This window comes from Ohtaekwangia koreensis, assembly GCF_900167975.1.
GTDB classification, from domain to species: Bacteria; Bacteroidota; Bacteroidia; order Cytophagales; family Cyclobacteriaceae; genus Ohtaekwangia; species Ohtaekwangia koreensis.
Genome location: NZ_FUZU01000005.1, coordinates 274400 through 300514 on the forward strand (window position 1 = coordinate 274400; position 26115 = coordinate 300514).

Here is a 26115-nt window from a genome sequence, read left to right on the forward strand (position 1 = left end):
TCGAATGAGATGGAAATGACTGAAATGAAAGTTTCTGAACAAGTCAGCCAACACTTCGTGAATAAAATTAACCATGAAAGAAATCGCCAGCCGTGTCAATCAATACCTTTTATTAGCGATACTGTTAGTGATCGTACTGCTCTATGGTAAAGTTGTTTTAATACCAATCGTATTTGCTGCCATGCTAGCCATGTTGATGGCTCCCATTTGCAGACGCCTGGACAAATGGGGAGCACATCGGGGCGTATCATCGTTTGTATGCATTTTCATTTTGCTCATTGTATTATCTGGTATGCTTCTCATTGTCATTGCCGAGATTTCATCGTTTGCCGATGAGTTTGCAACTATAGAGAAGAAGGCTGACGATTTACTTTCCCAGGCGCAGGAGTTTGTCGAGAGTACATTTGGTGTAGAGCCTGAAAGGCAAATTGTTATTGTAAAGGAACAGATCAAATCGTTTGGTAAATCTGCAGGTTCGTATGCCGGTAAACTTGTAGCGGGTCTTACCAGCACTATTGCAGGCTTGCTGCTTACATTAGTGTTCACCTTTTTATTTCTATACAACAAAGAGCGGTATGAGCAATTTATACTGAAGCTATATAAAGATGAGGAGCCGGGGAAAATAAAAAAAGTCGTGGGAGAGATTACAGTGGTCGCTCAAAAATACCTTACTGGTCGTGCTACCTCTATCATGATATTATGGTTTTTATATTCCATCGGGTTGTTAATTGTTGGTGTGAAGAATGCAATATTGCTTGCAGGTGTAGCAGCGTTGTTAACGGTTATACCATACGTAGGTTCTACACTTGGCGGCATGTTTCCTTTTATGATGGCGTTGATCACGGAAGATTCATTTCGACCTGCACTTGGCGTTGCCGGTGTCATCATCTTTATACAAGCGATGGATAATTACTTTATAGAACCTAATGTTGTGGGAGGCGAAGTGGCGTTGAGTGCCCAGGCATCTATACTTACCATTTTAGTAGGCGGTTTAATCTGGGGCGTTGCAGGTATGATCCTCTTCATCCCGGTTCTGGGTATAGCTAAAATTATATTCGATCACGTTGAACCACTGAAACCACTAGGCTATATTATCGGTGATCCCGATGCGAAAAAGCCTTCAAAAATCAAGATGTGGATTATGGAAAAATTGGGTAAAACCAAGAATACAAGCTCCAGGAAAAGATCTGTTAATTCTTGAGTTTTAAAAGATAATTAGCCTCTCTTCTTATCATCCATAACGGTAAACTTGCTACCTTTCGGGCTGCTTTAATCCTAACCTGATGAGAACGCTTTCCTGTAGCAAGATCGTTGTGGCAACCATGCTACTTATTCCAATCTTCATTCAAGCCCAACATGTATTAATAAAGCCTATACCAGAATGGGTTACAGTATATAAACCAGATCTTCACGCGAAACCGGATGCTAAAAACGCAGCGGCTTATTATTATCTATTAATAGATGCTCAGGAAGATGTACAAAAGCAATGTGAGTATCGGCATTACGCCTATAGATTACTGACGAATGAAGGTATACAGGAAATGGCGGACATTACGGTAAATTTTGATCCGTCTTTTCAGAAGCTGACATTCCACCAACTCGTTATACATCGTGATGGAAAAATAATTGACAAACTTACATCTTCCGGTATTCGCACCATTCAACGCGAGGAGAGTATGGATCGCTATCTATATGATGGATCATTCTCAGCCATTGTAAATCTCCAGGATGTTCGTGTCGGTGACGTTGTAGAGTATACATACTCCATTCGAGGATATAACCCAGTATTTGAAGGACACTATGCGTGCAAGATCAGTTTTGATTTCTCTGTTCCATACGAAGACTTTAAACAGCGCATTATTTTTCCGGCAACGAAAGAGATATATACCAAGTATAATAACGGTGAGGTAAAGCCCGAGATAAAGACGTACGGATCTTCCGTTGAATATAATTGGTCGCTTCATCGTGTTAACGGAATTACATATGAAAATAATGAGCCAGACTGGTATGATCCGTATCGTCATGTGTTGATCAGTGATTTTAAGAACTGGCGTGAAGTTTCATCGTGGGCTGTTAAACAATTTGCCATTCGTGATGCAGAACGGCTGGCACTGAAAAAGAAACTGGACGAGTTGTTTAAAGGTGTGAAGGAAGAAGATATTCTGTTGCACGCTATCCGTTTTGTACAGGATGAAGTGCGATACCTGGGATTTGAAGCAGGATTAAATTCACATAAACCTCATGCACCGGTGCAGGTCTTCGATCAACGGTTTGGAGATTGTAAGGATAAGTCTCTTTTACTAAGCACCATGCTGAACTTGTATGATATAGAAGCATACCCGATGCTGGTAAATACGAGTTTGAGGAGTCATACTTCCGAAAGGCTTCCTTCCAATACTGTTTTTAATCATTGTGTTGTACAAATCACTCACGGTGGAAAATCTTTCTTTGTAGATCCAACTATAAATAACCAGGGTGGTATGCTCACGAATAACTATTTTCCTCCTTATGGACAGGGACTCGTTGTTTCGGAAGCCTCAAAAGACCTGCTGGAGTTGCCCGATCCTGCTCCATCTTCTATTGTAGAAGAGCAGACATTTGATCTGAACAAAGTAGGTGGCGAAGCTATACTTACTGTACAGACAACCTATAAAGGCATTGAGGCAGACATCCAGAGGAGTGAATTTGCAAGCAAGAGTATAGATGCCATTCAAAAGGGGTATGTTACTTTTTATGCAAATCAATACCCGGATATACAGGTAGAAGATACTGTGCATATGAGAGATAACCGGCAGGAAAGTATACTTACAATAGAAGAGAAGTATAAAGTTACCGCGTTTTGGAAACCACAGGAAGCCGATTCTCAAAAAATATACTGCAACTTTTATGGGCAAACCTTGGAAACATATTTTAGTGTTTCCAAGTCATCGTCACGCAAGATTCCTTATCGGATTACATATCCGTTAACATACGAGCATACTATACGCGTGAACTTACCGGAAACATGGACGATTACTCCCGACAATAAGAATATAGAAACGCCATACTACAAGTACGATTACTATGTGTCATACGATGATCATGACCATGTGCTGATCCTTCAGACTTTATATAAAACAAAAAGTGATCATATACCGGTACATGCGTTGACGAAGTTTATTGATGACCATGGTGTAATGATGAGCAATCTTTCCTATAGTCTGCTATATAGTACAGCAAGTACCAACAGTGTATCAAGCGCAGATGGAACATGCTGGTTTGCGATCATCGTATCATTTATAACGTTGGCTGCTTCAGCGTGGTTTGCTCTAAGGCTTTATCATCAATTTGATCCGGAACCAGAATTGCCGTGGGCTACCGGCCAGCCAATTGGTGGATGGCTCATTCTTGTCGCCATTGGTCTTGTGTTCACTCCTTTGAAAACACTCTATGGTTTAATGACAACTGCGGAATTTTTTGAACAGAAAATATGGTCCAACCTTGTGCAGACAGAAAGCTTCGGGCTGTTATTCGTTATGTTTATAGAGCTTGTTTACAATGTAATGAATACTATTTTTTCAGCATTACTGATTGTTCTCTTCTTCGAAAGAAGATCATCGCTACCCAAACTCATTATTATATTTTATTGTCTCAACCTCGCGATGGTAGTATTGGATGGCTTTGTAGCATGGTACTATATGGTAGATGCCAATGAAAGAAATGATGCCTTTAAGGAGGTTTTCAGAAGTCTGATTATGACAGCCATCTGGGTGCCTTACTTCAATACATCTGTACGTGTTCGCGAAACATTCGTTGAACGTTCAAATACCGGAAATGCAGGCGCAATATCCGAGTAAGGTATCGTCATAGACCTGAAATATTATAAGTATATGTATATATTTGGCAAGGATAAGCGAACTGGTATATATATCATAAACTATACCATGCGAGAATTGCTTTACCAATAGCATTGATAAACTTCTGATCCGCTCATCTTCCAGCCACTCTTCAGGTAACGAAGAGTGACTACATATTTGTCATTGAGGGTTACGTTCATTTTGGTGCATACGCCGTTATAGCAAGTTTGTGTAATGGGCATAGCCTCTCCTTTATACGATTTACCTTTGTATTCGATCTCCAATGGTATAGGGTCTTTTTGAAGATCTTTGATCACGTCCTGTAAAAATTGTATTAACCTCTTGCGTTGCGTAGCAGCGGTGGTGCTCTATTTTTCTCTTTCCATTCGCCTTTGTCATAATACCACTTCATGGCTTCGCCCGACTTTCGTCCCGGTATACTGGTGGCCTTCGAAATTTTTAAATTGATCATAGCTTTCGGCCAGATCCTTTTCGGTTTCCCTTTTTTGGCCGTTTGGTTGGAAGGCGAAACGACTTTCTTTCTCGGGCTCTTTGCAGTTCGTGTTGCAGTAGCTTCCATACGATGTTGGATAAGTGTGAAAGTATCTTTTAAAAAATTCTGCCCGCGAAGAAATGGTTAACAACCGTGCGTATAACTCCCGGAGAATAGCCAGCTTAAAATTTGTATTTTAATGGCTTGTACCCTGTACTCAACCTGTGATTATGCGTCTGGCATTTGTAGGAGTTTTTTTGCTTTCAGCTGTTTTTGTTTTTGCAGATTCGCATACCGATAAACTGTTGCGTGAGCTCGATGATATCATTGAGCGGAGAGACAGTTATGTTCGTGAAAAGAATATACGGATCGATCGGTTAAAGGCAGTGCTTAAACAGGCACGCGCTTCTGAACGCTACGATCTATACCTCGGCCTATACGAAGAGTATAAAACATTTATATATGATTCTGCTTTTACCTATGGACGAAAGTTACAGGACGAAGCATATCAAAGTAAAGATCCGTCCAAGATTGCTTCCGCAAAGGTAAAGTTAGGATTTATACTGCTCTCCTCCGGTATGTTTAATGAAGCACTGGACACGCTACATTCTATACAGGTAAAAAATTTATCGGATAGCATGAAGATCGAATTCTATGCGGCTATAGCAAGAACCTATTACGACCTCGTGGATTTTAACCGTGATCAGTACTTTACGGAACGCTATACTATATTGGGAAATCAGTATGTAGATTCTGCTTTGCTGTTATGCAAAAAAACATCAACAAATTATTTTGCGCTACAGGCCATGAAGCATGTTCGGATGAAAGACTTTGAAACAGCAACCAAGGACCTGGCCTTTGTGTTATCGCGATCCAATCTCACGGATCGCGAACTCGCTATCGCTGCCAGTACATTGGGTTTTATTTATCTGAATATAGGCAGAGAAGACGATGCGATCGATATGTTGATTGAGGCTTCAAAAGCTGATAATCGTTCATCGACCAAAGAGACGCTGGCCATCCTCAACCTGGCAGAGTTGCTGTATAAAAAAGGCGATGTCGTGCATGCCTACGAGTATGTGAAAGTCGCCTTGGACGATGCTAATTTTTATGGCGCGCGTCATCGCAAGATTCAGATAGCGGCTATATTTCCGATCATAGAAGGAAATAAACTCAACACCGCAGAACGCCAGCGGAAGTTGTTGTTTGCCTACGCGATTGTCATCACTATACTTTCAGCGATCACGATCACCTCTGCCGTCATCATCTACCGGCAGTTTAAAAAATTGAAAGAAGCGGACGAGAACATCAAAAAAGCGAATACGAATTTACAGGGAGCAAACGTGTTGTTACAGCAGGTAAACGATCACTTGATGGAAGCAAACAAAATCAAGGAAGAGTATATCGGCTATTATTTCAACATCAATTCAGAATACCTGGTAAAGATCCAGGCGTTCAAGCAGGCGGTCGAGAATAAGTTGATGACCAAGAAGTATGACGACATCCGGTATGTTGTGAATAACATCAACCTGAAAAAAGAACGCGAAGATTTATACATCAGCTTCGACAAGGTTTTCCTGAAGCTGTTTCCGGATTTTGTCACCACATTCAATTCGTATTTTAAAGAAGAAGACCGCATTGTGCTGAAGGAAGGACAGCTGTTGAACACAGAGCTTCGCATCTTCGCACTGATCCGGATGGGCATCCATGACTCGGAGAAGATTGCGAAAATCCTCGACTACTCTATTCACACCATTTACAATTACAAAGCCCGCATCAAGAGCAAGTCTATTTTGCCGAACGATGAATTTGAATCAAAAATTATGGAGGTTAGGGCGCTTTAATCACCTTTTTGTTCACAATTCGTTTATATTTTTTTTGCTTGTGCGCATAGGCAAGTAGTTGAAATATAGGGCGTTGATCTTTATATACCCTGAAAAATATTTACATTTTTTTTGGATTCCTTCTCCATCAGGCATAGACCTGCTTGCTTTGCAAACGATAGCAGCCTAGCGTACAGGTTGGTTTAACGTGTGCAATTTCTGACTCCCTAACCCATGAAGGCCTTTCTGATTCTGTTTACAATTTGTCTTTGTTTACCGGCTCCAGGTTTTGGTAAGGACAAAAATCAACTTCTCGAAACTAAATCACCGGATGGCTCCGTCCGGGTGCAGGTAAAATTGAAAGGTGGCGCTCCCGTGTATACCGTACAACGGAATGGGCAGACGATTATCACCGATTCAAAACTTGGTTTTATACTGAAAAATCAACCGGCCCTGGCAACGGATTTCAAGGTTGCTGACGTCAGGAAATCTTCCTTTGACGAAACCTGGACGCAGCCTTGGGGAGAAGTAAAAACAATTCGAAACCACTATAACAGTCTCCTGGTAACGCTCGGAGAGCAGACAAATTTGACGCGTACCGTGATCGTTGAATTCCGAGTATACAATGACGGTGTCGGCTTCCGGTATGAATTTCCTCAACAACCTAATCTGAAAGATTTTGTGATCATGGATGAGCTCACCGAGTTTGCTATCGCGCAAGATCCTGCTGCGTGGTGGATTCCGGCCTATAGTGATGATATGGACTCCGAATGCCTCTTCCGGAAAAATAAAGTAAGCGAGCTTAAAGAGAAGATGCATACACCACTGACACTTGAGAGTACTAGTCTATATATCAGTATTCACGAAGCAGCGTTGGTAGACTATGCATCGATGACTTTGTTCAACCAGGGAAACAAGACATTGAAGTGTGATCTTGTGCCATGGACCAATGGTGATAGAGTGGTAGCCACTGCTCCTATGAAAACTCCATGGCGTACTATACAGATTGCAAGTAAGCCGGGTGACCTGGCTACATCGTATCTCATTTTAAATTTGAACGAGCCCAATAAACTTGGTGATGTATCCTGGATCAAACCCGGAAAATATACTGGTATATGGTGGGGCATGCATATTAAAACACATACGTGGGAGAGCGGGCCGCACCACGGTGCTACTACTGAAAACATGAAAGCGCAGATTGACTTTGCAAGCAAACATAAATTCGCTGCTGTATTAGCGGAAGGCTGGAATGAAGGATGGGAAGGCGACTGGACTGCTGCCGGGAATTTTAATTTCACTAAGCCCTATACAGACTATGATATTGCAGAAGTAAGCCGCTACGCGAAGGAGCGAAATATAGGGTTGATCGCGCATCACGAAACCGGTGGGAACATCAGGAATTATGAACAGCAACTTGAAGATGCTTTCAAATTCTGTGCGCAGTATGATATACACCGGTTGAAAACAGGATATGTAAACAGGCGCCCGGGTGGTGAACATCATCAGGGCCAATATATGGTGCGTCACTATCACAAGGTAATGGAGACTGCAGCCCGGTACAAAGTTATGCTGGATGTACATGAGCCTGTAAAAGATACCGGCTTGCGCAGAACGTATCCCAACATGATGACGCGCGAAGGTGCTCGTGGCACAGAGTATGAAGCGTGGAGCGAAGGGAATCCTCCGGAGCATACTGCTATACTTCCGTTTACGCGTTGCCTGGGCGGACCGTTGGATTATACTCCCGGTATATTTGATATCCAGTTTAAAACGACAGGAACATTTCGCGTCCATACCACGCTGGCAAAACAACTCGCGCTATATGTTATACTATATAGTCCGCTGCACATGGCGGCAGACTTGCCACAGAATTACGAAGGGAACCCGGCTTTTAAATTCATTGAAGATGTACCTACTGATTGGGAGCAGACAATTATACCCGATGCACAGATCGGTAAGTACGTTATCACAGTTCGTAAAGATCGTAGTAGTAATGATTGGTACCTGGGAAGTATTACCAATGAAGAATCTCGTACAGTAGAAGTCAGGTTGAATTTTCTGTCACCGGGTAAAAAGTATACGGCAGAAATATACCAGGATGGTAAAGATGCAGATGTTACTACAAACCCGCTGCCGATCGCGATTACAACGCAGGTGGTAGATGCAGGCACTATATTGAAGCTTCCACTGGCGAAAGGTGGTGGTGCCGCAATTCGTTTTTCGGAGGTTAAATAAATTTAAAGACTATGCAAGTAAAAAATATACCTGAAACGAAGAGTCTGGTGAAAGCTCGTAAGATCGAGTTTGACGGCGAGCATAAGAATGATTCATTGCTCATTGGTAATTTTGGCGATGTAGAGTTTACCGCGAAGGGTGTGTTTGATCTTTCAGGAATGATATACTCGAAGAAGAATGTAGAGTTCACCATCATCGGTAACGGTATAATCCGGTTTCATGGTGTGTGCAAGAAGATTATCATTCACCTGGTAAAGGGCGACTGTACACTAGACTTCAGCAAGCTTACCAGTAAAGAAGTATGTTGCGTGTCACTGCGTGATAACTCACAGACTATTGTAGGGCCTACGAAAGTGATCAGCCGCGCAAACCTCCAGGATAAAGCGATTCTAAAATATAGCGGATCGGCACGCTTGCAGAGTTATTCGGTGATTGGAATGTCACGAATTGAGCTTGTTGAAAATTTGGTTTAGTATAAGGTTAGAGCCGTTTGTTAGGATAAGAGACTGCTTGATCGGCAGTCTCTTTATTTTTAGAGAGGGTCCTTACTAAATATACTTTTAATCTTTACTGCGAGTCGTAAACAAACCTGAAGTACATGCGCTCGAAGGACGTCATGGTAGCGATGATCAGTACTGCGATTATACTGATGCCAAATAATCCAAAGCTTTCTGCCATGTAACTGATATAGGCGCACGCAACGAAGAGCCGGGCGATTTCAAGGAAGTAAATCCACTCTTGTTGTTCCAGTAAAGCACCACAGTTGATCAGTGTGATCAGAATTAACGTGACCACAAAAGCGATCTCGATATTGTTCAGTTGAAAATAGTATAGCGTAAAGAAAAACAGACCAAGTATAGCAGCAAGCAACTGCGTGTTTAAATATACTTTGAAGCGTAATGTTGAGCGGAACGATTTCTTTTCGGGTAACAAGGTTACTTCGAGGTCGTGGCGTATACTTTGATCCAGATCTTCAGGTCTGCCAAAAATTATCTGCAATGATTTAAGTATGCTTCCGCTTCTGCGGCAGGCTTCTGCCAATTCAAAATAATAATGAAAGTGTTGCCACAGAAAGCTACGACTCTTCAAAGGATGCGTTAGGCCATAGGCAGGTTCTTCTTCTTCCTTTTGAAAGGTACCAAAGAGTTTGTCCCAGAATATAAAGATATCACCGTAATTTTTATTCAGGTATTTTTCGTTGGAAGCATGGTGTACTCTGTGATGGGAGGGAGTAACGAGTATATTTTCAATCCACCCAAGTTTAAGAATCAGTTGTGTATGCGTAAAGAATGAGTACGTGCCGTGTACCACGAGTATAGCGATAACCATGGCGGGATGAAAGCCGATGAACGGAAGGATGCACCAGAATGAATTTCGGATCACTGCCTGAAGTGTTGTGATGCGTGCCGAGACGGTATAATTAAATTCCTCGCTATGATGATGCACGATGTGTGCACCCCACATCACGTTGATCTCATGCCCAAGCCGATGATACCAATACCAGATCAAATCCGTTGCAAGCAACAACAATATCCATGTTGGCCATGCATTTGAAATTTTAAACATCGCGAAGTGCTCATATATATAGTAGTATAAACTATAGAAGCTTCCGGTGATCAGAAGGTTGAGCAGGCGCTCGGCAATTCCAATAGAAATGTTCGCGACTGAATTTTTATAGGTGAATAAATTACCCTTGCCTTGTTTTCGGGCAAGGAAATATTCCAGCACCAGGAAAAGAAAGAAAGCAGGAATAATGAAAGCGACAAAATTGACTTTGCTATCCATGAAATAAAAAATTGTGTCTGAGCTTGTGGTGGAACGACAAATATAATCCATTAGTATATTAAATCTATAGACTTTTGGAATTGTTGGATTAATTTATACTTTTGCCTCATAGAATGCCAATCAGGATATCATTCTGAATCCTGGTACGATATTGGTATTAGAAGGAATCTAATAATAGGTCAACATGAAGTCTATAGTCAACGAGCAGCAGAGAAGAAATTATGGATCAAGAACTTTGGTCTGTAGTATACCGTGTTGTTGACCGCAGATCATTCACATTACAAAATAAAATCCACCATCTTCCTGTTATTTACCTCGGAAAAAAACCGTCTATATATATCGTATGGCAGTTGACAGAGATGGTTTAAAAACGATTAAGAAACTCATTAATATTAACCATTAACCTAAAATTTTATAATTATGAGAAATGCCCAGATACTACGAACAGCACTTGTCGCTTTGGCGGTAGTAACACTTTTATCATTCACCACACCGGCTCCGGTAAAATTTAAAGTAGATCCAAAAGCCAGCACACTGGTTTGGATAGGTAAAAAAGTAACAGGCCAGCACACGGGTAACGTTACCATTACATCAGGTGAAATCACAACAGAAGGTAAACTGGTAAAGCAAGGAACGTTTGAGATCGATCTTACGTCACTTACGGTTACTGATGTTAAAGACGAAGGCTCTAATGCAAAATTGGTTGGGCACTTGAAAAACGAAGACTTTTTCAACGTTGCTAAATTTCCAAAATCTACTTTTGAAGTTACTTCTGTTACACCAAAGGCCGGTGATGAATATCTGGTGAAAGGTAAACTTACCATCAAAGGTATTACCAATGATGTTGAGTTTCCTGCAACTATCAAAAACGATGGCAAGAAGCTTACAGCAACAGCAAAAATTATAGTTGATCGTACGAAGTACGACATCCGCTATGGTTCTTCAAGCTTCTTTGATAACCTCGGTAACAAGGCAATCTCAAATGAATTTGAGCTGGATCTTAATCTGGTAGCGTCACTTCAAACGGGCGTTTGATTTTTGGTTTGGTAGGTAAAGGGGCAGAAAGCAATTTGTGTATGCGCATAAAAGCTTTCTCCCTTTTTTTATTGCCTTCCAGTATATAGTGATCACGTTATAACGCCACTGTTCCTTTATATATACTGATATCGGAGTTCCTTCCGGCAATTAACGTTAACTCCATGTGAAGTCTTTGTAAAGACATAATAATCTGTTTTGATCAATTCCATGTATCTTTACTTTTGCGCCTCATTGCAAAAGACTCCCGGATTCAACTATTGAGTTTTTGTATTCTTGAGCAATACACGTAAGGTTGCTTTAAGATCTTGACCCAATACATATAAAGAAGTATTCATGAAAAAAAATAGTATAATTATAACGAAAGTTCTGACCCTCACTTTGATTTTGGTTTGCCAGAGTCTGCTCGCGCAGCCCACGTTGAAAGTAAATCACGAAGCCCTTAACTTTATTGTGATGGGTGACTGGGGGCGAAATGGAGCCGACCATCAAAAGCAAGTTGCTGACCAAATGGGAAAGTCAGCGGAAAAGCTTAGTGTTGATTTTATCATTTCCACCGGAGATAACTTTTATCCAAGTGGTGTGCGGAGTGAATTTGATCCGTTGTGGAAGTATTCATTTGAAGATATTTATACTGCCTTTTCACTTCAGTGGGATTGGTACCCGGTGTTGGGCAATCACGACTATAAATCCAATCCGGATGCACAGGTTGCCTATACGAAGATCAGTCGCAGATGGATTATGCCATCGCGCTATTACGAGAAGCGATTCCCGATTAACGGTGATACCACGAACCAGGTATTGATTGCATTCATTGATACAAATCCATTGATCAAAGAGTTTTATAGCAATTCGGAATACGGACCAAATGTTAAGTCGCAGGATACAACGGCACAAAAGAAATGGCTCGATAAAGTATTGTCCAATCCTTCACCGAACATCAAGTGGAAAATCGTTGTTGGTCATCATCCACTATATACAGGCAGCGACAAACGTAAGAACAGTTATGATACCCGAGCAGTACGCGGCTCGTTGAAAAGCGTTTTGGCGAAACATAAAGTACACGCCTATATAGCAGGGCACGAACACAGTTTGCAACATATTGTTCCTGCAGGTACTACACAGCATTTTATTTCGGGCTCTGCTTCAGAAGCCACGCAGGTTGGTAAATTACCAGAAAGTAAATTTGCTGCTTCACAGTATGGTTTCATGACGTTTACCGTAACGCGCGATAAGATGATTGTACAGGTTATAGACTATACGGGAGCCGTTTTATACAGTACGGAGATCACGAAGTAGCGTTATATACGATCTATACTATAGATGTATGTATCGTATGTACAGGATACTGTCTTACCGATCCTTGAACTCCTGGAAGAATGATTCTTCGAAGCTGGAGCCGATTGGTATTTCTTTATCCCGTAAGGTTATTATTTTATTGCGAACCCCGGTGATCAGACTGAACGGAATAATAAAGGAACGATGCACCCGGATAAATTCTTTAGGGGAAAGTTTGGTGAGCATGGTCTTCATGGTCATCCGGGTCAATATCGTTTTTGCATTCAGCAAATGTATTTTCAAATAATCTGCTAATCCTTCAATATAGAATATATCTGCTATCGGGATTTTAAGCAGACTATATTCAGCCCGGATAAAAATATGTTTTTGTTCCTTCGTTTCTTTTTGGTGTAGGAAATTATAGTAGTCGTTTGCTTTGTTCACCGCTATTTCAAAGCGCTCCTGCGAGTAAGGTTTCAATAAATAATCTACCGCGCTGAGATTAAAGCCATCAATAGCATACTCACTGTACGCTGTGGTAAAGATTACCATGGTATCCTGCTCGATGCCTTTATAGAATTCGATACCCGATATAGCGGGCATGTGTATATCCAGAAAGATCAAATCAACTGGATGTTTCTGAAGATATTTTTTTGCTTCTCCGGTTTGTGTAAAGGTCTTTTCTAATTTCAGAAAGTTGATGTCATTACAATACGCTTCCAGTATTTCCAAAGGAAGAGGTTCATCATCAATAGCAATTGCCTTTATCACGTTAAGTGGATGGTTAAGTGAACGCGGAAGTGATTGTCATCCTCACTTAAAATTAAGAAGTGACGTGAAGGATACAAAAGCTGTAGCCTTGATTTTGTATTTTCAATACCATGACCGCTCTTCATGTGCGGGTCAAGGGCAACTTTTACTTTGTTGTTTTCTACGATGATCTTTAATTCAAGCGCTGTTATTTCGATGTGGATATTGATTGAAGAATCCTCATCCGGATTAACGCCATGCTTGAACGCGTTTTCAATGAATGGAATCATTAACAATGGTGCGATCTGCTGGCCTGTAATATTGCCGCTTACTTTATAGGACAGCGCCACGCGTTTATCAAGACGCATCCGTTGAAGTTCTATATAGTCGTTGATATAGCTGATCTCTTTATCAAGCGATACAAAACCATGTCCGGTTTCTGTGACAACGTAACGCATTAATCCTGACAGTTTAAGAATGCTGCTGGCAGTAGCAGATGCCTTTTCACGCACAGACAATGCATATATATTGTTCATGGTATTGAACAAAAAGTGCGGATTGATCTGCGCTTTCAGCGATAAGATCTCTGCATTGTTGCGGGCTATCTCTGTTTTAAACAACCGGCTTCTTACACGCAGCAACACCGAAAATAAAATGACTGTTACATATAGGAATATATGGTGCCGTATTTCTTCTATGAATGTAAAGCCGTCAGGTTTTACACCGGGCATTGGGTGCATGCCAGGAGGCAGTGAAATGTCCATAGATTTACTGAAGGGATTATGCCCGGTAAGGAATGATGGTACAAGTGTAATAATCAAAAAACCTGTAATGATGGCGATAGTATACAATATATACTTCTGCTTGTAGTAAAGCTTGGGAATAAGCAGAAAGTAATTGATATAGAAGAACGCCAACATAATGATGTTCCCTATAAAATCGCGTTGTGTAGGTTTTGAGAAAATAAAATCTTTTTCTCCGGGTGGATGTGGAAACAAAAAGAGGGGCAACGCCAAAAACAGGATACATCCGGTGATATGCCATACCAGGTGTTTTCTGTTGGTGATCATCGCAGAGTATGGTTAAAGGTATGAGAGATTGAAAGCTGCATAGCCGTTGTGAATGAAGATCGTTGTGTCTGATTTCCAATCCATCCCAAACATAGCAGGGTGATTATATTATTCCGAAATAATTGCGATAATTAAGGCTTTTGTGCCGGAATTTAAAGTAGTGATGAAGAAAGACTATGTTAATTTGTTTACACAACAATGGGAATAGTATGTGGAATTTAAGGTAATGGAACGGCTTGTGCTTGCTTTGCCTCATTTGCAGAGACCACCTCAAAAACGGAAGTATATTCGCCTTTGCCGCGAAGCATGATGGCATCCAGCGGGTGAATGGTATAGTCAGAGGAATCGATGATCCATTGGGCTACAGGTTCGGATAGCAAAAGGTCCTTTTTTAATCTGCTACATAATTCCAATATACGCGCACAGGTATTCAACACATCGCCATGGTATACCAATTCGCGCTTTCTTCCCTGCGACTCTGATGCAGATACCAAACCAACATGGATCGATGCTTTAAATTCTGGAAACACGCCAAATTTTTCCTCGTACAGGCTTCGGTTTCGGTATAGCTTATTCTTGAAATCGTAAAAGAGTTGGATACACTTCAGGCACTGTTCATCTTTTTCTATTCGCCACGTAACCACAGCTTCATCGCCTACGAATTGATATACTTCACCCTGGTGTCGTGCTATAATTTCGGTGAGGTCGTTGAAGAATGTATTGAGAAACCGGCTATATTTCACATGCCCCAGTTGCTCGGCTATAGAAGTGGATGATTTCAGATCAATAAAAATAAAAACGCGATTCTCCTCCTGAGGAATTCTATATTTCCCGGTTACATAATTGATGAAAGCATTCGGACCGATGTGGTGATGCACTACTTTAAATATATTGAGTATAACGCTTAGAAATACCAGGTAAATAAATAAGGCCCAGAATACACCTGTTTCCAGGAATCTTAAAGTATATAGATAAGCCTCGCCGAATGACTGGCCGAAATATAGCATGACAAAAAGATGGTGAACAACGGCAATACCCAGAGTTATGGTTGTAATGGTGATTAGGAATCGCAGTGCCATGAAGGTGTGTGTGGGTAAGTTCACCATACGTGGAAATATTCTGAACTCTATAAATGCCATGCCTATACCTACTACCAGTCCATTCAACGCAATGGCCAGGTTTAAAATCAGCGGTGGTACAGAATCAATCCAAACGGTATCCACAGTACCCAGGAACATCAGAAAGCGGAAGAAAACCAGTCCGACTATATATATAACAACGAGCGCGAATAGCTCTGTTACTCTGTTGTAGACTTCTTTCATAATCGGTTGATTTATGGATGCTGGTCAGGTAAAGCTAGACTGTCGCCACCAGATCAGAAACAGTTATTCTTTGAAATGATTAATGAGAGGAATCGCAGACGTGCAACACACCCCCTGAGTCACCGCGTCCGGACTCCTCTATCATTAATCTTTACTATTTTCAGTGTGCAGCAGGTGTTGATTCATTCAGCTGCAGCCACTCCCTGGCACCTCTCTCATGCATGAAATGCGCTCGTGTTACACGATCAGTAAGTAAGTCCGCTTCTTTGTTGATTTTGGCGAACGATGCTTTCGCGAAAATATCTTCCGCATCTACAATGGCGATTCGCTGTATACCATCCCGTGATATAGCGGAGATCATCTTCATCATTTGCTCCAGTACATCTTTCGAAAGTACTTTTAGTTCTGACTGATCTACCAGTAAGGCAGTGATCGTGTGCTTTTTGATAAACGTATCCATGAACCGGGTAATATCAAGGAGATGTTCGATTTTCATGAAACCTTTTAGCTTGATCGTTAACGTATATGGATTGGGTTGTGTAACCTCACAATGTGCGTTTTGAAAAACAAATTGAGCATTCATATATACTATAGTTACCGGTATAGCTTAATTTAGTACTTCTTTATAGGTAGTCGAATTGTCAAGAACCTTTTCTGCTTCTTCGTGCAGAGTTTCATTGGCATTTCTTTTTTTGCTCTGGCGATGGTTCCATTTTTCCTTCACGCGATCCACCATATAGTATACCATAGGCACTATGAAGATGGTAAGTATAAGGGACGACAGCAGACCACCGATCATAACAATTGCCAACCCGTTTTTCCATTCTGCACCAGCACCTTTTGCAAGCGCGATCGGCAACATACCAATCACCATGGCAATAGTGGTCATCAATATCGGACGGAGACGTGCTTTCCCAGACGCAATCAATGCATTATAGGTTGTATAGCCTTCTTCCTTTTTTTGGTTTGTAAAATCGACCAACAGAATTCCGTTCTTGAGTACCAGACCCAGCAGCATGATCATACCCAGCATGGTAAAGATGCTCATGGAGCTCATGGCAAGATTCAATGCAATGAATGCACCGATCAATGACACCGGTATAGAGAACAATACTACGAACGGGTATATAAAGCTGTCGTATAGAGCAACCATCACCAGGTATACTAATAATATACCGGCGATGAGCGCTACTCCCAACGCTGCGAATGAATCAGCCTGACGTTCGATGTCTCCTGTCCATTTCATTTCAACAGAAGCGGGCAAAGGATCTTTCAATAATGCCTGGTCGATGTTGGCGGCTAATACTCCGGAAGTAATTCCCAATACATTGCTTTTAATAGTAACCGATGTTCTGCGGTTTTTGCGTTCCAGCATGGAAGGTCCACTGCTCTGGCGAATGTCAGCAAATTGTGTTAGCGGAATCAGTTGACCGCTATTGTTTACAAACGTGATGTCTTCTACATCGTCAACGTTGTTACGATCGAATTCATCGAGGCGGACATTGATATCATATTCATTCGTGCCCACTCGAAATTTAGCATCCGTGTTACCGGTATAGGCATTTTGCAACGTACCGCCTACTGTAAATATATTCAACCCCAGTTGTGCCATTTTCTCACGGTTGATGTCTACGGTCAATTCCGGATTGCCGTCTTCAACGCTTACGCTTACGTCATTCGCACCTGGCATTTTTTTTATGAGGTCTTCCATCTTCCTGGCAGACTCCATTAAGGCCGTTCTGTCTTCGCTGTTCAGTACAATTTGAATCGGTTCATCCGAACTGGTTATACCTACCACAGATGTATTTACTTCAACACCCGGATACTTTGTTTCGATAACTTTCCGAACATCGAGCATATACTGCTCGGTAGTGCGCGTGCGCTGTTCTTTATCAACAAGTCCTATAGTAAGCTCGGCTTTATTTTCACTTCCTACATTGGCAACGGAAGCAAAGCCTGCTGAACTTGCACCTCCTACATTGGAGAATACAGTGGATACTTCGGGTTCTGAAAGAAGATAGTTTTCAATTTCACGGGTGTGAATATTGTTCTCGGTGATGGGTATACTCTTGTCGTATTCCAGACTTAGGGTAAACTTACCACGGTCGCCAGCAGCTACCATTTCCTGTCCAAGTATACCAAGACCCATAATATAGCCTGTTACTACAAAGGCTGCGAGTATAGCTGCTCCTGTAATTATTTTATGACGAAGTGTCCATTGCAGCTGCTTTACATACCCGTTGGTAAGCCATGTTACAAAGGATTCAAACCAGATCAACGGCTTATGAAACCAATTGGAAGGATTCAGGTGTGTTACTTTACCAAATCGTGAAGCGAGCCAAGGTGTAAGCGTAAAACAAACAAACAAGCTCATGAGCGTAGAGACTACAATCGTAACGGAATATTGACGCAGCAAATCACCGATGGTTGTATTGATCATGGCTATAGGGGCGAATACCACAACGTCAACCATCGTAATGGCGATAGCGGAGAAACCAATTTCAGCACGTCCTTCAATAGAGGCGCGTACTTTATCTTTTCCCATGTGGAGATGGCGGTGTATATTTTCAAGAACAACGATCGAGTCGTCTACCAGAATACCAATCACCAGGGACATGGCAAGCAGCGTCATCAGGTTCAGCGAATAGCCGAAGAAATACATGGCTATAAAGGTTGACAGCAATGAAGCAGGTATAGCAACCAAAACGATGAGTGAATCACGAAGACTGTGCAGGAAGAGCAACATCACCGCGGCCACAAGCACAACAGCAATAATCAAATCATGAGTAACGGCATCAGCAGACTCAAGTGTGAAATCAGAGGTATCATCAGCAACAATAATCTTCAGATCTTTGTCAGCATATTTTTTCTCAAGCAATGCGATTCGCGCTTTTACCTGTTTGCTGATCTCTACAGCATTAGCGTCACTTTGTTTTTTTATGGTTATACCTATACCATCTTGTCCGTTGAAGCGGTTTAGAACGGTTTGTTCTTTTGTACCATCTTCTACATCGGCTACATCGCCTACGCGAATAGCGCTACCGTTGGCAGTTGTTGTAATGCCCAGTGACTTGATTTGCTCCAGGTCAGTAAACTTACCAGCCAGGCGCACCGTCATCTGTTCATTTTTACTTTTTACTTTTCCTGTAGGAAAATCAAGGTTCGCATTGTTGATCGCTTGTGTAACCTGCGATAACGAAATGCCATAGTATATAAGTTTGTCCTTGTTAACACTTACTTTGATTTCACGTTCCTGTCCACCCAGCAATTGCGTTTCTCCGATGCCTTCTACTTGTTGTAGCTGCGGAAGAATCTCATCATCCACCAGGTCATAAAATTCCTGTGTACCCATTTTTGATACAGCTGTCAGTTGAAGTATAGGACGATCGCTTGGTGATACTTTCGATATAGAAGGAGATTCAGCATCATCCGGAAGATCGGATAGTATATTGTTGATCTTGCGTTGTGTTTCCTGCTGTTTGTCATCCATGTCGGTTCCTACTGAAAACTCAACTGAGATCACAGAAGCACCTTCGTAGGATTGTGATAATATACTTTTAACGCGATCTATACCGGCTACTACGTCTTCGATCTTTTTAGTAACCGATTGCTCTACATCTGTAGGTGCAGCACCCGGATAAGACGTTACGATTACAAGTGTAGGTATATCAAAGTCAGGCATGAGCTCATAGTTGAGCTTCGTGTACGAAAACAATCCTCCCAGCATCAACACCAAAAAGATAACGATGATGAGCGAAGGTCTTTTGACAGCAATTTCTGTTAATGACATAATGCGTTCGTTTATTATTGAGCGACCTGTACTTTAGAACCTTCCGACAGGTTTATCTGTCCGCTGAGAATTACTTGTTCTCCTTGTTTCAATCCTTCGATTACCTCTACTTCCAGTCCATTGCTGCTACCGGTATGTATGTTGCGAAGTGTTGCTATATTATTTTCAACCACAAATACCTGTGGATTTTTGGCAGAGCCTAACAAAGCCGAACGCGGTATAATTAGTGTGGGAGCCTGCAAATCTTTTTTCATGATGGCTGTTCCATACATACCTGCTTTCAGTGCTATGCCCTTATTGTTATTCTTGAGAAGTATCTTTACTATATAGTTATGAGAGTCATCCGCACGATCTGATACATAATCAATTTTCCCGGTTAGGATCTGGGTCGGGTATAGATCTGTTTTTACAGAAGCCGTTTCACCTTCTTTAAATAGAGTGATCTCATTTTCGGGCACGGCTATCTCAAGTTTCAGTTGGGAAAGGTCTGTTAATCTCCCTACGTTTCCATTCTTGTTTACAACAGTACCAACCTCTACATCTTTAGCAGTAACGGTGCCGCTGAACGGAGCGGTAAGTTTGCTGAGGCGAATGTTTTTATCCAATTGTTTTAATTGAGATTCGGCATCTTTATATAACTGCCAGTAATTGTCGTATTGCATTTTGCTGACGCCTTCACTTTCAGACGCTTTTTCATAGCGCTCGAAATTTCGCTTGGCAGTTTCATATGTTGCTTGAGACGATATATACTTGGCACGCAACATTTCGTCATCGATCTGCAGGAGGAGTTTACCTTGCTGAACAACATCGCCTTCGTTGAAGTATACTGAAGTCACTTCACCTTCTGACTGTGGTATCAACATGATTTCACGGAAGGGTTGAAGGGTTCCGGTATAAACGAAAGTCTTGTCGAGGTCTTTCGGTTCCACTACCTGTGCTTTCACAAGTACTTTCTTGTCAGGATCAGGTCGGTATACTTTCTCCTGAACAGTTTTCTGGTTACTAAAGAGTTTCACGGCCGTAAAGCTTACAACCAGTATAACAAGGACGGTAATGATAATTTTCTTTTTCATATATACTATAAATGCATGGTATGGTTATTCTTTAACTAATTCGCCATTGGCTTTTTTAACATCGAGCTCGGCAATTTTCAGGTTGATCAGCGCAGTGCTATAATTGCTACGAGCGTCTGAAAGATCGTCCTGAACATCCAGTAGTTCTGTAATGGTGATCAACCCGTTGCTATATTCGATGTTTGCATCTTTGAAGAGTTGCTCCGCCAGATCAAGGCTGCGCTTGCTGTTTGTTAACAGGTTTTTATTGCTGGTATAATTATTCAGCGCGTCCTGTATATCACGATCAGCTTTCTGTTTCATGGCTGTAAGTGAATTTATACTCTTTTGTACCGTCACAGATTTTTGTTTTACCTGGTATTTTTTACTGAACCCATCGAATACGGGTATTTTCAGCGACAGCGAAAAATAGCTGCTGTTGATCCATTGGTTGTTGATTGTTTCAGCCGGTGAGAATTTGTTATAGTATCCGCTATATCCATAGTATAGATTGGCAGACAATGTTGGGTAGTATCCGGATTGAGTGCTCTTTTTATCGAGCTCGTATAATTTTATCTGTTCTTGCTGCAGGCGTATATCAGCACGTTGGTTGACGTCTCCCGCTTGAAGTTCTTCGAGTGTAGTATTAAAGTCGAAGGCTGTTACTTCTATAGGTTCCGTAAGCGGAACGTTCATCAGGTATTTTAAAAGGTTATAGTACTTGGTCTGGCTGAGCTTTTGGTTTTCATATTCGTTGCGCAGGTTCTCCAGATTAATAAGTAAACGTTTATAGGTACTGCTTGAAACAATTTCATTGTTCTTCAGCGCCTCATTCGTCTTTACAGTTTTTTCAAGATTGGTAATGTTGCTTTGCAGAAGGTTAAGATTATCAGACAATACCTGGATGTTATAATAAGTAGAAGTGATGTTGTAGATGATATCTTCTTTGGTGAGTGTAAGCTGTACGCTTGAATAGGAGCGTGCGGCTTTTGCAGCTTTAAGTCCTACCATCACCTTCTGATTATACAGTGTTTGTGTAGCCTGTACGTTGGCCGAGGTAGTCTGTGGCATGCTGAACTTTGCAGCGGTATATTCTCCGGCAGGTCCGCCAAACGTTGAAGATGGAATAAGCTGTGCAGGTACTTCGAAGTAGTATTGATACTGCCCGTTCACATCCACGGTAGGCAACAGACCACTTTTCGCTTCGCTTACTTTGTACTCAGTCGACTGAACTTCCAGCTTACTGTTTTTTACATCGAGATTGTTCTCGAGCGATATTCTAATGCACTCCTCCAGCGTGAGCTGCTGACCATAACTTTGCGATCTGACTATCAGGAGTATAGCGACCAGAAAAAACGAAATTCTACTTATCATTATAGTTTAATTATATTGTTTAACATTTTAGTTAAGGACGAGGCAAAAAAATATTTAGTCTATCAATTCAATTAAAAATTTTATTCCGGGAGATCTTCATTAAAGATGGTTCTGTACACCACGCGTTTTCGCTCGAGTAAAAAGTTCTTGTAGGTATGTTCATCAAACCCGAATGCATTCTGTATAAGCGGCTTTGCTAAAAGAGGATAATTGCACATCGACATCAGATTTACGATGAAGTGTTCCAGCTTAATAGGAGCCATTGTTCCTGCGGCAATTTCATCCGACAATTGCTTCTCGATAAACTTTTTAAATTCTTCCTTTTTCTCTTGATTGGGTAATTGCTTAATCTTTTCAGGGCTTTTTGCCATTTCCGTTATCAAGAAGTTTTCCAAGTACGGATAGTCAATATTCTGATCAATGAAAGCATCAATAAAGCGACTGATTTTTACGCGCAGGGAATCATTCGTTAGAAAAATCGAATCCATTTTTTTGTGCATAACGCCAATCGTTTCATCGAGCACTTTTTCAAAAAGTAGGTCGCGACTTCTAAAATAATAATGGATCAATGCCCTATTCACACCCGCTTCATTGGCAATTTCCTGCGTTGTTGCATGAATATGGCCTTTCTGAAAGAATAGCCGCTTCGCGGTTTCCTTGATCAATTCTTCAGTCTGGATGTTTTCTGTAGTCATTATCAAAAATGATTAACAATTTTGTTAACGCAAATAAACCTCTAAAGGTTGTGGTGTGCAAGCTGAAGTTGAAAAAATTATTCCTGTCTGATTTCTAAATGAGCTCAAATGGCTTTTTGAAGCCATCCTGCGTCTTATTATGGAAAATCAGACAGGAAAGAAAATTTAAGAATTTTACTTTTTAGGAGAGATTTTGGTGTTGTCCGGGAAAAGCTGCGGCTGTTTGAAATCATCTTTACTCACAGCGCTTTCTTTTCCAAGATAAGTCCAGTTTATAGAGCTTGAATACTTTTTAAACACAGCGTTCAAATCCTGCACGGTTATCTTTTCAACATCACTCATGAAGCTCTCAGCTTTTTTCCAATCACCAGCAACCTCTCGCGTGCCGAGTGTGAAGGTCTGCGAGTCGTTTGTTTCAAGTCCCATAAAAAATGTAGTGAGATAGCTCTCTTTCATGTCCTTCAATTCCTTTTCAGAAAAGCCCTGGTTCTTCACTTTGTTAATTTCATCCATCATCACTTGAAGCGATTGCTTCGGGTCAGTGGTAGATATATAGAACAACGCGTACGGATTTGTTATAGCACTCGAAGCATAATTTACAGCCGGTGCATACGAGAGGCTTCGCTTGGTACGCAGCTCAACAAAGAAACGGTCGTATAGAATAGCTGTTGACAGCATCATGGCAGTGCCTTCTTTATCATTCATAGACGGAGCACTCATGAGACCACGAATATAGTTTGTAGCTATATCTCGATTTTCTATTGTAGCCTGCGGTTTAAACTCGATCTTCTTTTCAGGCTGAAGTGTTTTGCCAGCTCCTAATCCTTTAAATGCTGCAGCAACTTTTTGCTTGAGATCTTCCTCAGAAATATTACCGACTACTACAATGAATGCATTTTTCTTGCCGAGTATAGATTTATAGTGGGCAGCGACCTGGTCAACGGTAAGTTTCTCCAGACTTGCTGCTGTGCCCGTTGTGATCTTGCTATAGTTTCGTCCGGCAAAAGTGTTTTCGAGGCTTTTATTTTTTAGATGTACATCGGGATTAGATTCCGATTCTTTAGCTGCTGATACAGCCTTTCCTTTTATCAACTCGAATTCTTTTGCATCGAACGCTGGATTTACAATCGCATCAGCGAACAGTTTCCATGATGGATCCCAGAAATCTTTTATACATGACAAATTGATTTCGCTATAATCCAATGCTGTGCTCGACCCGATGTTCGTGCCGATCTTTTCCAGCGCTGTGGCAAATGCAGTTTTGTTCAGACTCTTCGTTCCTCCTTCGGTCACTACGGAAAGCGCAAGGGCTTCTATACCTTCCTGTTCTTTGGTATAGTTTGCTGTACCTCCTTTAATAAAGAAACGTGCGCTTACAATTTCTTTAACGGAAGGTTTGAAAATTACTTTGATACCTTCCACAACGAACTCGCGAGGCTTGTCGTCAGGCGGGAAGGTAAAGCTTTGCGCTATACACGCTACGGCTACCAGTATATAACAAATAAATTTCTTCATACTCTATTTTTTGAGGGTTTTCAGATTGGCTTCCAGTGCAGGTTTGTTTTGTGGAGTGGAAAGCACCCCTATAACTTTTGGTTTACCTTTAATATAGGTCTGTACATAACGCTTGATGTCTTCGCGTGTAACTTTTTTCAAATTGTCAACATAGGAAGTATAGTAATCTATAGTAGCAGAAGCCCACCAATAGGTTACGGTGTGAATAAAATCAGAAGTTTTCTCACGGCTGTGAGCATCGTCAATGGCCAACAGATTTTTAGCAGTAGCGAGTTGTTCATCGGTAAAATAACTATCGCTGTCCCATTGATTAGCGTGCTCTTCCAGTTTTTCAATTACCTCCTTGATCTTATCAGGATGTGGCACCGCGAACACGGTTATCGGTCCGGTATATTTACAGGTTTGATATCCAACATTCACATTAAATGCCAAACCGCTATCAACAAGCTCTTGTTGAAGTTTAGAGGACTGCTGCTTTAATATATAGGAGAATACATCTGCCGCATAGGTTGCTTTCAAATCATGACGTGTATCCGGACCGTGCCATGCCATCATGAGGAAAGGATTGCGCGTGTTTGCATTTTCTGTAATGAAAACCGTAGTGCCTTGCAGCGGCTTGAATTCAGGTATAGGATACTTCACAAACGGATCGAAGTCTGAAGGTTGCCAGCTTTCAAAGAGCGCGGCTGCTTTCTTGACCGCTTCGTCATGATTTACATCACCGGCTATAACAAGTATAGAATTGTTAGGGTAATAATATTTCTTTTGGATAGTCTGCATCTTCTGCGTAGTAGCTGTCAGAATGATGTCGTGATTACCAATGGCATTTTTACGACTATATAGATCTCCCCATAACTTCTTTTGCATATCCTGAAAGAGCCAGAACCCCGGGTTGGATTCGTTCCGCTGAAACTCACCATCCACCACGGGATTTTCATTTTTCATTTCTTTCTCATCAAACAATGGAAAGCGAATAGCGGAGTTCATGAAGGACAATCCTTCTTCTAAAAATTTCTTGTTCAACGTGAAGAAATAATTCACGCGTTCATCGGAGGTTGTGCCGTTGAACACAATGCCAAGTTCATTCACACGGTTAAGAAAAGCTTCCTGTGATGGCAGATCTTTATTTGCCTTGAAGAACATGTGCTCATATAAATGCGATAGCCCGTTGTATTCGGGGTCTTCAGTATAGGCACCATTCTTCACACAGACTTCGATTGTGATCAATGGGACAGTGCGGTCTTCGATCACTAATACTTCCAGTCCGTTCTTCAGTTTTGTCAAGTGAAAGTTTGCAGGAAGTTGTTGTGCCATTACGGTGTTCAGCAGAAACACCAGGCATACGACAGAGAGTAGTTTTTTCATACGGGAACATTTATATGTAAAATGTATAGAAAGATAGAATCTTCCAATCCGCTTGTCAATAAATTATAAGTCAACGATTAGGAACCCTCAAAATACAAAGCCCTGTGAGCTTGGTCACAGGGCTTTGTATACATTTTAAAATCTATATAGCGGCTTATCGTTTGCCGTACATCACAATAGAGGCTTTACCTATAACGGATTGGTTGAGGTTAAAACCAACTACCGCTGGCGTTGTATTTTTATCCAGTTCAAGTTTGTTTTTCAAAGCATATACCGTGATGAGGTATTCATGAATAGGGCCGGGAGGAGGGCAAGGACCACCGTAACCAAATTTACCATAGTCGGTGATGCTTTGAATAACGCCAGCAGGAGCAATGGCTTTTGTTATATCACCGGCATTACTTTTCAATTCTGTTACATTGGCTGGTATATTAAAAATTACCCAGTGCCAAAAACCACTGCCCGTAGGTGCATCTTTATCATAGATGGTAACGGCAAAACTTTGCGTGCCTTGTGGCGCATTCTCCCACGACAATTGTGGTGAAATGTTTTCTCCGCTACATCCAAAGCCGTTAAAGAATTCTTTGTTCGTGGCTTGTCCGCCAACATCCTTGCTCTTTAAAGTAAATGTCTGTGCAAAAGCGAACGTGATACTGCACATTGCCAGCATGGAAATAAATATTCTTTTCATAACGCG

21 protein-coding genes are annotated in these 26115 nt (G+C 41.4%); 7 read left to right on the plus strand and 14 right to left on the minus strand.

Annotated features, from left to right (window positions below; all coding sequences use genetic code 11):
- The first annotated feature begins 73 nt into the window (after positions 1-73).
- Together B5Y40_RS28330 and B5Y40_RS28335 are read left to right on the plus strand one after the other, a co-directional pair.
- Entirely contained in the window at positions 74-1201 is a 1128-nt protein-coding gene (locus tag B5Y40_RS28330) for an AI-2E family transporter (RefSeq protein WP_079690272.1), read from the plus strand.
- 82 nt (positions 1202-1283) lie between these two features.
- Positions 1284-3836 (plus strand): DUF3857 domain-containing protein, encoded by a 2553-nt coding sequence (locus B5Y40_RS28335; RefSeq protein ID WP_079690273.1) that lies wholly within the window; start codon positions 1284-1286, stop codon positions 3834-3836.
- 101 nt (positions 3837-3937) lie between these two features.
- Here B5Y40_RS28335 and B5Y40_RS28340 read toward each other — a convergent pair whose 3' ends face one another.
- Positions 3938-4153 carry a hypothetical protein gene (locus tag B5Y40_RS28340; protein ID WP_079690274.1) on the minus strand — a complete coding sequence of 72 codons (216 nt, stop codon included), beginning with the start codon at positions 4151-4153 and terminating at the stop codon, positions 3938-3940.
- 17 nt (positions 4154-4170) lie between these two features.
- Complete coding sequence (locus B5Y40_RS28345) at positions 4171-4416, minus strand: hypothetical protein (protein WP_079690275.1); 246 nt, start codon at positions 4414-4416, stop codon at positions 4171-4173.
- A 143-nt stretch (positions 4417-4559) separates the two neighbouring features.
- Between B5Y40_RS28345 and B5Y40_RS28350 the strand changes: the two genes are divergently transcribed.
- The 3 genes from B5Y40_RS28350 to B5Y40_RS28360 all read left to right on the plus strand — a co-directional run bounded on the left by B5Y40_RS28350 (position 4560) and on the right by B5Y40_RS28360 (position 8860).
- Positions 4560-6173, plus strand: coding sequence for a DUF6377 domain-containing protein (locus B5Y40_RS28350; protein WP_079690276.1), 1614 nt, complete (start codon positions 4560-4562; stop codon positions 6171-6173).
- Positions 6174-6386: 213 nt separating this feature from the next.
- On the plus strand, positions 6387-8387 hold the full coding sequence (locus B5Y40_RS28355) for a glycoside hydrolase family 97 protein (RefSeq protein WP_079690277.1): 2001 nt from the start codon (positions 6387-6389) through the stop codon (positions 8385-8387).
- 11 nt (positions 8388-8398) lie between these two features.
- Positions 8399-8860 (plus strand): hypothetical protein, encoded by a 462-nt coding sequence (locus B5Y40_RS28360; RefSeq protein ID WP_079690278.1) that lies wholly within the window; start codon positions 8399-8401, stop codon positions 8858-8860.
- 94 nt (positions 8861-8954) lie between these two features.
- On the opposite strand, the gene B5Y40_RS28365 is transcribed toward B5Y40_RS28360, so the two are convergent.
- The gene (locus tag B5Y40_RS28365) at positions 8955-10172 is read right to left on the minus strand and encodes a sterol desaturase family protein (protein WP_079690279.1); all 1218 of its coding nucleotides are present in this window, start codon (positions 10170-10172) and stop codon (positions 8955-8957) included.
- Positions 10173-10592: 420 nt separating this feature from the next.
- Here B5Y40_RS28365 and B5Y40_RS28370 point away from each other — a divergent pair, with 420 nt between their 5' ends.
- Together B5Y40_RS28370 and B5Y40_RS28375 are read left to right on the plus strand one after the other, a co-directional pair.
- Positions 10593-11207 (plus strand): YceI family protein, encoded by a 615-nt coding sequence (locus B5Y40_RS28370; protein ID WP_079690280.1) that lies wholly within the window; start codon positions 10593-10595, stop codon positions 11205-11207.
- A gap of 336 nt (positions 11208-11543) precedes the next feature.
- On the plus strand, positions 11544-12506 hold the full coding sequence (locus B5Y40_RS28375; RefSeq protein ID WP_079690281.1) for a purple acid phosphatase family protein: 963 nt from the start codon (positions 11544-11546) through the stop codon (positions 12504-12506).
- 54 nt (positions 12507-12560) lie between these two features.
- Here B5Y40_RS28375 and B5Y40_RS28380 read toward each other — a convergent pair whose 3' ends face one another.
- The 11 genes from B5Y40_RS28380 to B5Y40_RS28430 all read right to left on the minus strand — a co-directional run bounded on the left by B5Y40_RS28380 (position 12561) and on the right by B5Y40_RS28430 (position 26109).
- Complete coding sequence (locus B5Y40_RS28380; protein ID WP_079690282.1) at positions 12561-13256, minus strand: LytR/AlgR family response regulator transcription factor; 696 nt, start codon at positions 13254-13256, stop codon at positions 12561-12563.
- Entirely contained in the window at positions 13253-14305 is a 1053-nt protein-coding gene (locus B5Y40_RS28385) for a sensor histidine kinase (RefSeq protein WP_079690283.1), read from the minus strand. The genes B5Y40_RS28380 and B5Y40_RS28385 overlap by 4 nt, the downstream gene beginning before the upstream one ends.
- Before the next feature lie 218 nt (positions 14306-14523).
- The gene (locus tag B5Y40_RS28390; protein ID WP_079690284.1) at positions 14524-15627 is read right to left on the minus strand and encodes an adenylate/guanylate cyclase domain-containing protein; all 1104 of its coding nucleotides are present in this window, start codon (positions 15625-15627) and stop codon (positions 14524-14526) included.
- A gap of 160 nt (positions 15628-15787) precedes the next feature.
- Complete coding sequence (locus tag B5Y40_RS28395) at positions 15788-16210, minus strand: hypothetical protein (RefSeq protein ID WP_079690285.1); 423 nt, start codon at positions 16208-16210, stop codon at positions 15788-15790.
- A 24-nt stretch (positions 16211-16234) separates the two neighbouring features.
- On the minus strand, positions 16235-19417 hold the full coding sequence (locus B5Y40_RS28400; RefSeq protein WP_079690286.1) for an efflux RND transporter permease subunit: 3183 nt from the start codon (positions 19415-19417) through the stop codon (positions 16235-16237).
- A 14-nt stretch (positions 19418-19431) separates the two neighbouring features.
- Positions 19432-20490: an efflux RND transporter periplasmic adaptor subunit gene (locus B5Y40_RS28405; RefSeq protein ID WP_079690287.1), complete on the minus strand. Its 1059-nt coding sequence runs from the start codon at positions 20488-20490 to the stop codon at positions 19432-19434.
- 24 nt (positions 20491-20514) lie between these two features.
- Positions 20515-21843, minus strand: coding sequence for a TolC family protein (locus B5Y40_RS28410; protein WP_079690288.1), 1329 nt, complete (start codon positions 21841-21843; stop codon positions 20515-20517).
- 80 nt (positions 21844-21923) lie between these two features.
- The gene (locus B5Y40_RS28415; RefSeq protein WP_079690289.1) at positions 21924-22538 is read right to left on the minus strand and encodes a TetR/AcrR family transcriptional regulator; all 615 of its coding nucleotides are present in this window, start codon (positions 22536-22538) and stop codon (positions 21924-21926) included.
- 174 nt (positions 22539-22712) lie between these two features.
- The gene (locus B5Y40_RS28420) at positions 22713-24053 is read right to left on the minus strand and encodes a M16 family metallopeptidase (RefSeq protein ID WP_079690290.1); all 1341 of its coding nucleotides are present in this window, start codon (positions 24051-24053) and stop codon (positions 22713-22715) included.
- Between the two features lie 3 nt (positions 24054-24056).
- A complete protein-coding gene (locus B5Y40_RS28425) occupies positions 24057-25418 on the minus strand; it encodes a M16 family metallopeptidase (protein WP_079690291.1) in 1362 nt (453 codons plus the stop codon).
- Between the two features lie 154 nt (positions 25419-25572).
- Entirely contained in the window at positions 25573-26109 is a 537-nt protein-coding gene (locus B5Y40_RS28430; RefSeq protein ID WP_079690292.1) for a YbhB/YbcL family Raf kinase inhibitor-like protein, read from the minus strand.
- Positions 26110-26115 lie beyond the last annotated feature (6 nt).